Annotated in this window: 5 protein-coding genes; 4 read left to right on the forward strand and 1 reads right to left on the reverse strand. The window is 70.6% G+C overall.

Going from position 1 to position 7,568, the window contains the following annotated elements; genetic code table 11:
* The 3 genes from WU80_RS23370 to WU80_RS23380 all read left to right on the forward strand — a co-directional run.
* On the forward strand, positions 1-1,001 hold a 1,001-nt coding region (locus WU80_RS23370; protein WP_369808570.1), incomplete at its 5' end, for a flavin-containing monooxygenase.
* Entirely contained in the window at positions 998-1,798 is an 801-nt protein-coding gene (locus tag WU80_RS23375) for a mycofactocin-coupled SDR family oxidoreductase (protein WP_055405457.1), read from the forward strand. The genes WU80_RS23370 and WU80_RS23375, both read left to right, overlap by 4 nt.
* Positions 1,795-2,391, forward strand: a complete 597-nt coding sequence (locus tag WU80_RS23380) for a PaaI family thioesterase (protein WP_055405458.1) — start codon at positions 1,795-1,797, stop codon at positions 2,389-2,391. Before WU80_RS23375 ends, WU80_RS23380 begins: the two co-directional genes overlap by 4 nt.
* 5 nt (positions 2,392-2,396) lie before the next feature.
* On the opposite strand, the gene WU80_RS23385 is transcribed toward WU80_RS23380, so the two are convergent.
* The gene (locus tag WU80_RS23385; RefSeq protein WP_082460001.1) at positions 2,397-6,821 is read right to left on the reverse strand and encodes a cation-translocating P-type ATPase; all 4,425 of its coding nucleotides are present in this window, start codon (positions 6,819-6,821) and stop codon (positions 2,397-2,399) included.
* 379 nt (positions 6,822-7,200) lie between these two features.
* On the opposite strand from WU80_RS23385, the gene WU80_RS23390 reads away from it, so the two are divergent.
* On the forward strand, positions 7,201-7,568 hold a 368-nt coding region (locus tag WU80_RS23390), incomplete at its 3' end, for a nuclear transport factor 2 family protein (RefSeq protein ID WP_055405865.1).

Consider the following 7,568-nt stretch of genomic DNA (forward strand, 5'->3'; position numbering starts at 1 on the left):
TGTGTATAAGAGACAGCAACTACAGCGTCCCGGCCGGCAACAAGCCGTTGAGCGAAAGGGAACTCGACGACATCAAGGCGAACTACGCGGAACGGCGGCGGCTCTCGTGGCGCAGCGGCGGCGGGTCACCGCACGTCACGGCGCCGAAGCCGACGATGGAGTTCACGCCGGAGGAACGTCGGGCGGCGTTCGAGAAGCGTTGGCAGCTGGGCGGTGTGCTGTTCTCGAAGACGTTCCCCGACCAGATGACCGACTTGACCGCCAACGACGAGGCCCGACAGTTCTACGAGGAGAAGGTGCGCGCGGTCATCGACGACCCCGCGCTGGCGGACCTGCTCATTCCCAATGATCACCCGATCGGCACGAAGCGGATCTGCACCGACAGCAACTACTTCGGCACCTTCAACCGGTCGAACGTGTCGCTGATCAGCGTGCGTGACACACCGATCGAGTCGGTGGACACCAGCGGGATCGCAACCACCGGCGCGCGCTACGACGTCGACATGATCGTGCTGGCAACGGGTTTCGACGCCCTCACCGGTGCGTTGGCGAAGATCGACATCGTCGGACGCGGCGGTCGTCGGCTGCGGGACGACTGGGCGCAGGGGCCGCGCACCTACCTGGGGCTGGGCGTCGACGGATTTCCGAACCTGTTTCTGATCTCCGGTCCCGGGGCGCCCGCCGTGCTGGCGAACATGGTGCTGCACGCGGAGGCGCAGGTGAATTGGATAGCCGCGGCGATTGCTTACCTCGATGGCCACGGGTTGGCCGCGATCGAGGCGACCCGCGATGCCGTCGACGGCTGGGGGGCCGAGTGTGCCCGCCTCGCCGAGGCCACGTTGTTCACCAAGGCGGAGTCCTGGTACATGGGCGCCAACGTGCCCGGAAAGCCAAGGGGATTCATGTTGTTCGTCGGCGGCTTCGCGACATATAACGACATCTGCGCCGAGGTGGCCGGGGCCGGGTACCCGGGCTTCGATCTGGTTAAGATGCCGCGATGACGAGACTGCTTGGCAAGGTGGTGCTGGTGACCGGCGCCGCCAAGGGAACGGGACGGGTGCATTGTCAGCGCTTCGCCGACGAGGGCGCGAATGTGATCGCGCTCGATGCCGCCGCGGCGAGCAGCGAGTTGTTCGACACCGCAAGGGATGTCGAAAGCCGTGGCCGACGCTGCGTGACGGGCGTTGCCGACGTGAGTGACCTGGACGCCGTCACGGGCGCCGTAGCCAATGGCGTCACGGTGCTGGGGCGCCTCGACACCATCATCGCGAATGCCGGAATCCACATAGCGGGCGGACGAACATGGGAACTCGAACCCCGGGACTGGCATCGCACGCTCGACATCAACCTGACCGGTGTGTGGCACACGGTCAAGGCCGGCGTACCGCACATGGGCGAGGGGGGCTCCATCGTGATCATCAGTTCGACCAATGGTCTTCGCGGGACGCCCAATTCCGCGCATTACACCGCGAGCAAGCACGCGGTGGTCGGGCTGGCGCGCACCCTCGCGAACGAGCTCGGCCCTTCCGGCATCCGGGTCAACACGGTTCATCCGGGGCCGGTCGCGACCCCGATGATCCTCAATGACGGGACGTTTCGACGCTTGCGCCCGGACCTCGAGAACCCGACCGCCGACGATGTCGCGGAAGTCTTCCGGGCGCGCAACCTGCTGCCGGTGCCCTGGGTAGAGCCCGTCGACGTGGCCAATGCGGTGGTGTTTTTGGCCTCCGAGGAGGGCCGCTACATCACGGGCATCCAGCTCGTCGTCGACGCCGGCCTTTCGCAGAAGGCGACATGACCGAAACCGGTGGCAGCGGCGCACCGGCGTATGAACCGCTCGCCCAGTCCGTTCGGCGACTGATCGACGCGACGATCCGCACCGAGGCCGGCGCCGCCGCCGTGGCGTCGGCGAAGGCGCACATTGATTGCGCGGTAGAGCAATTGAGCGAAAGTCTGATGCCGGGCTCGTTCGCCATGCGTGATCGTTCCGACGGACAACCCGTCACCTCCGGCAACGTCATGATCGGCGCGCGGAACCCGCTCGCACCTCCGTTGGTGATTCACCGCGGCGCCGACGGCGCCGTGTGGACGGAAATCACACTGGGCGCCGCTTACGAGGGGCCCCCGGGACACGTCCACGGCGGAGTGTGCGCGATGATCCTCGACCACATCCTGGGCGCGACCGCGCACGAACCCGGCCGACCGGCCTACACCGGCACGCTCACGCTGCGCTATGTCCGGGGGACGCCGTTGGGTCTGGTGCGGGCCGAAGCGTGGGTCGACCGTGTCGAGGGCGTGAAAACCTTCGCGAAGGGGCAGATCACCGACAGCGAAGGAATCACCGTCGGTGCGGAGGGTGTGTTCATCAAGCCGCGCGGTGACCGTGACTGAGCGGCTCAGGGGCGATCGGTGACGGCCTCTGCCGAAATCCGATGCTGATGTTGGTCCACCAATTTCAGCGCGCGCGCGGCCTTCGCGGGAGCCATCAGGATCGCGGTGTGCGGCGCCCGAGATCCGCTGTGCTGCGGGGGTTGTGGGGACTCGGCGGGCTCCTGCGGTTCCGTGTCATCGGTGCGTGGCGATTCTTCGTCCCGACGGCCCGAGCGCAACCGATTCGTGGCGGCGACGGCGAGGACGGCGGCCGTGGCGGTGCCCAGCCCCTGCGCCCAGCCCAACGGGCCGACCGGCGTGCAGCCCAGAAGTTGGCTGATCCCCGGGGTGCTGATCATCGCGGTGAACGCGGCGAAGGAGCCCGCGGCGGTCAGTAGCACCAGGGGCGCGTGCGAATCGACCACGGTCTGGCCCAACTCGACCGCGACCAACGAGATCAACGCGACGGTGGAGGCCCGTTGCGGTAGCCCGGTGACCGACGCCATCATCCAGGCCGCCGTGGCGGCGGTGGCGGTGAGTGCCCCGCGCGCCGCCACCGTTCGGCGTAGGGCCCGTTCGTCGATGCCGCGCCCGGCGCGTTGTACCGGCCCCGCCGGCGTGCTGACGGCGACCGCGGTCGCGGGCAACGCGTCGGTGAGCATGTTGATCAGCAGCAACTGCCGGGTGTTCAGCGGTGAGGTCCCGGTGAGCGCCGTGCCGATGACCGAGAAAACCACCTCCCCGGCGTTGCCGCCGAGCAGACCCGCGACGGCCGCCTGGACCCCGCGCCACAGTCGGCGTCCCTCGTCGATGGCGGCCACCAGCGTCTCGATGCGGCCGTCCGTGAGGACCAGGTCGGCGGTCGTGTGGGCGGAGTCGCTGCCGCGCGCGACCACACCGACGCCGACGCTTGCCGCCCGGATCGCGGCGGCGTCGTTGGCGCCGTCGCCGACCATGGCGCACACCCGCCCGGCGCGCTCCAGCGTCTGGACCACCTGCACCTTGTTCTCCGGCGACATCCGCGCGAATATCACCCGCTCGGAAACCGCGCGCTGCTGATCCGGGCGCGACAGCGCGTTCCATTCGGACCCGGTGATCACCTGGTCGGCGCTCACCGATACCCCCAGTTCGCGGGCGATCGCGGTGGCGGTCACGGGGTGGTCGCCGGTGATCAGCCGGATCGCCACGCCCCGCGCGGCCAGGTCGGCCAGCAACTGCGGCGCCTGCGGGCGGGGGGTGTCCGAGAGACCCAGGAATCCGGTCAGCGTCAGCCCCGCGCCGCACAGTTCGGTGATGCGGTCGGGGTCCTTCCGCAACGACCGCGCCTGTTGCGCGCTCAGGCGGCGTTGCGCCACGGCGATCGTCCGCAGCCCCGCGGTCGTCAGGGCCGCGACCGCGTCGTGCACCTGCGGGCCCGCCTCCCGGCACGCCGCCAAGACCACTTCCGGCGCGCCCTTGACGGTCAGCGCAGTGCCCGTCACCGACGCCGAGAACGCCCTGCCGGAGCGGAACGGCAGGTGCGCGTCGGCCGCGGGCCGTGGACCGGACCCCGGCACCGCGTCCGCCGCCTTGACGATGGCCTCGTCGGTGGCGTGCACGTGGGGATTCCCGTCGTCCGCCGGTGCGGCCTGGGCGGCGCACCGCAGGACGTCGTCGCGGGAATGGCCCGCCACCGGGTGCACCTCCGCGACGCGGAGGCGGTTCTCGCTCAGCGTTCCGGTCTTGTCGAAGCAGACCACCTCCACGCGGCCAAGCGCCTCGGCCGCGCGCGGCACCCGCACCAGCGCCCCGCATTCGCCCAGCCGCTGCGCCGACGCGGATTGGGCGAGGGTGGCCATCAGCGGCATGCCCTCGGGGACGGCCGCCACCGCGACAGCGATGGCGCTGCCGAGGGCTTGGCGCAGGCCGCCGGCGCGCAGCAGGCCGAGCGCACCGACCAGGATGCCGCCGCCCGCGCTGAACGGGAATGCGCGGCTCATCAGCCGGCTGAGTTGATGGTGCAGGCCGACGGTCGGCAGCGCGCCGGACGCCAGTTCGGCCGCGCGGCGGCTCTGGGTGTCGGCCCCGACGGCGGTGACCAGCGCGACCGCGGTGCCGGCCACCACGGTGGTGCCGGCGTAGATCATGCAGCGGCGCTCGGCCAGTTCGGCCCCGGGCGTGGCCTCGACCTGCTTCTGGACCGACAAGGATTCACCGGTCAGCGACGATTCGTCGACCTCGAGGTCGTGCGCCTCGATCACCCGGGCGTCGGCGGGCACCACCTCGTCGCTGCGCACCTCGATCACGTCGCCGGGCCGCAGCTGTTCGATGACGACCTCTCGGTAGCCGGACCCCTGGGTGAGGACGCGGGCCGGTGGGGTCTGCTGGGCCAGCAGGCGGTTCAGCCGGTTCTCGGCCCGAAGCTGTTGGGCCGTCGACAGCAACGCGTTCCCGGTCAGCACCGTGCCGACCAGCACCGCGTCGGTGGGCGAGCCCAGCACGGCGGTGGCCGCCGAACACAATCCGAGGATCGGCGTCAGCGGGTCACCGGTCAGTTCGGCGACGGCGGCCCGGGCGAATTCCCACGCCCCGCCGCCCCGTGCCGGTTGGGAGCCGGCAGAACGCTCCTGGGGTTCGTGCAGCGCCGCCAGCACGTCGCGGACCCGCTCGACCGACATCGCGTGCCACTCGAACGCCGGGGCCGGCCGCGGCACCTGCGTGTGAATCGTGCCGCGCGCCAACAGGTATCCGGACAAAAGTCCCGCGACGGCCCCCATGGTCACCGGGCCCGGCCCGCGCAGCCGGCGCACCCCGGGCACCATGAACAACGCGCCCAGCGCCGAAGCGCCCACCGAGATCGCGATGCCCTGCTCGCTCGCCCTCCTGGCGGCGGGCATCGCGTGGAGCACCCGCCACGCGGCGGCCAGGTCATCCAGCATCAGGTCCGCGTTCCAGGGCGGCGGGGCGTCGGCGTCCGGCCTGATGCCCAGGGCCACGTCGGCACCCGAAAGCGCTTGCGCGGCAGTCGATGACACCAACGCGACGGTATGCCCGTCGCGTTGCAGCGCGGACACCGCAGCGGCGAGTGCGTCGTCGATGCCGTCGTCACCGACGGGGCGGACGTCATCGAACGCGGGCCGCAGGTCACCAAGCAGGTCGGTGTCGACCGACACCACCCGCGCACCGGAGTCGCGCGCCTGGGTGATCATTGCGGATGCGAGCGGGTGGGGGGCCGGGGCGATGAGCGCCTCGACAACCTCGCCGTCACCCGACGCGGCGACGACGGCGTGCCAGCCCGCGCCCACGCCCTCGTCGAGCAATTCCTGCGCGCCGGTCCAGGCGCTGAGCAATTCACCGTCGCGCGCGCCGCGCACGCGCACCACCCGCATCTGCTCGCCACACAGCACGCGCGGATCGATGAGCAGCGCATCCACCGTGTCGAGTCGGCGCAGGCTTTCCGGCCGCAGCGGCAGAACCCCGTGCCGGTCCGCCAACCCCCGTCCGAGCGTGGTCGCGAACGCCTCCTGCGACGTGCGCATCGCCTTGGGCGAAGCCGCCAGCGCCGCATTCGAAGCCATCGTGACGTTTCGGGTGAGGGCACCCGTCAGGCCGATGCCGATCAGCTGTGCCCACGCCACGCGCTTCCCGTGGCGTTCGGCCGGCCCGGCCGGCGCGGGTACCGGGCGTGGCAGGTGCAGCGACTCCGCCTCGTCGGCGTGACGGGCCAGTTCCGGTTCACAGCGGTCCCATGCCCGCGCGGCGGCCCGGCACTCGGCGGCTTTGAAGGCCTGCACCGCCAGGTCGACCGAAAGCTTCGCCGGCGACAGCGTGACCACGTGCGCGGCGGTGGCGAACACCGACAACGCGGTGTCCGTCGCGCCGGGGCCGATCCCCGCCTCGAGCGCACGGCGCAGCCACGGTTGATGATTCGCGACCGCCGACACCGCCTCGACGGCGATCGGGGCCGCCGGCAACCGAATCGCCCGGCCCGCGACCGCGACCGCGAACCCGGCGGCGTTGACGGCCACCATCGCGCCGCGGGCGGCCAACGGCAGTCCGTCACCGGGCAAGCTGTCCGACCGCGTGGAATCGGCTGCGCCATGGTCCTCTTCGGTGTCATCGAGCACCGTGCACAGCTCGTTCAGCGATACCCCGTCGCCGTCGGTCTCGACAACCACCCGCGAAAGCGGGCGGTTCAAGACGACGTTCGTGACGCCGGGGTGCGCGCGCAGCGCGTCGAGGATGGCCGCGCCACGCGCCGCCCCACCCGCGCCGCCGAGGCCACGCACCTCGATCCACACGCGGCCGTCGCCGCGGCCGCACCGCCGGGTCAGCGTGGAGCGGGAGACCTCGCCCGAGAGCACCTGTGCGCCGACCCGGACCGGCAGCGCGACAACATCGAGGCCGGCGATCGCCAGCCTGCCGACCGCGTCGCCGAGTCCCGCGGCGGCGCCGAGTCCCGTGGACACCATCCCCAGGGGTGAAAGCTGTCGCACGCGCAACCCCTTTCACGCACATGACGAATGGCTGCTTCGCGGTTTTCCGCGAGGGAGGCCGACGACCGACGCTGGCCGCGACCGCAAACCCGACCAACCTAACCCGCGGTCAAGGGGCCAGCAACTTGAGATGGAGCCGCGTAAATAACATGTAAAAAGTGATCGCGGCTGTTAGGGAGCATCGATCAGATTGTTCGGGCCGCCTGATTCAAAGCTGGAGCAAACCCGAACCAGCCGTTGTGGTTACACCCGCCCCGGATTGCGGCCGTTAGCCCCTGATGCTCATGCCGTCCGTCCTAACGTGTGGGGGATTAGTAATGGTCCGCTGCCGCGATCCCGGCGATGAGGAGCAACCATGAGCGACATCGACGACCTGAAGGCGCGGCTGCGGCGGCTCGAGGACGAGCGCGACATCGAGCGGCTGATCGCCTCGTACGGGCCGGCCGTCGACGCCGCGGATCCCGAGGCTGCCGCCCGGCTGTGGGCGAGCGACGGCAGCTACGACGTCGACGGCTGGCGGATGCAAGGCAGGGCGGACGTGCACGCCATGGTCAACTCGTCGGCGCACCGGAACCTGGTGGCCAAGGGGTGCTGTCACTTCCTCGGGCCGTGCGTCGTCACGGTCACCGGGGACTCGGCGGTGGCGGTGTGCGAATCCCTGGTGCTGGTTCGTGACGGCAACGGGTATCGCGTGTGGCGTTGCACCTGTCTCTTATACACATC

This window comes from Mycobacterium sp. UM_11, from assembly GCF_001414075.1.
In the GTDB taxonomy this organism is placed as follows: domain Bacteria; phylum Actinomycetota; class Actinomycetes; order Mycobacteriales; family Mycobacteriaceae; genus Mycobacterium.

Excerpts from the sequence above, each read along its gene's own strand:
- WU80_RS23375 (WP_055405457.1), top strand. The coding sequence starts at position 998 with ATGACGAGACTGCTTGGCAAGGTGGTGCTGGTGACCGGCGCCGCCAAG.
- WU80_RS23380 (WP_055405458.1), top strand. The coding sequence starts at position 1,795 with ATGACCGAAACCGGTGGCAGCGGCGCACCGGCGTATGAACCGCTCGCC.
- WU80_RS23385 (WP_082460001.1), bottom strand. The coding sequence starts at position 6,821 with ATGGTGTCCACGGGACTCGGCGCCGCCGCGGGACTCGGCGACGCGGTC.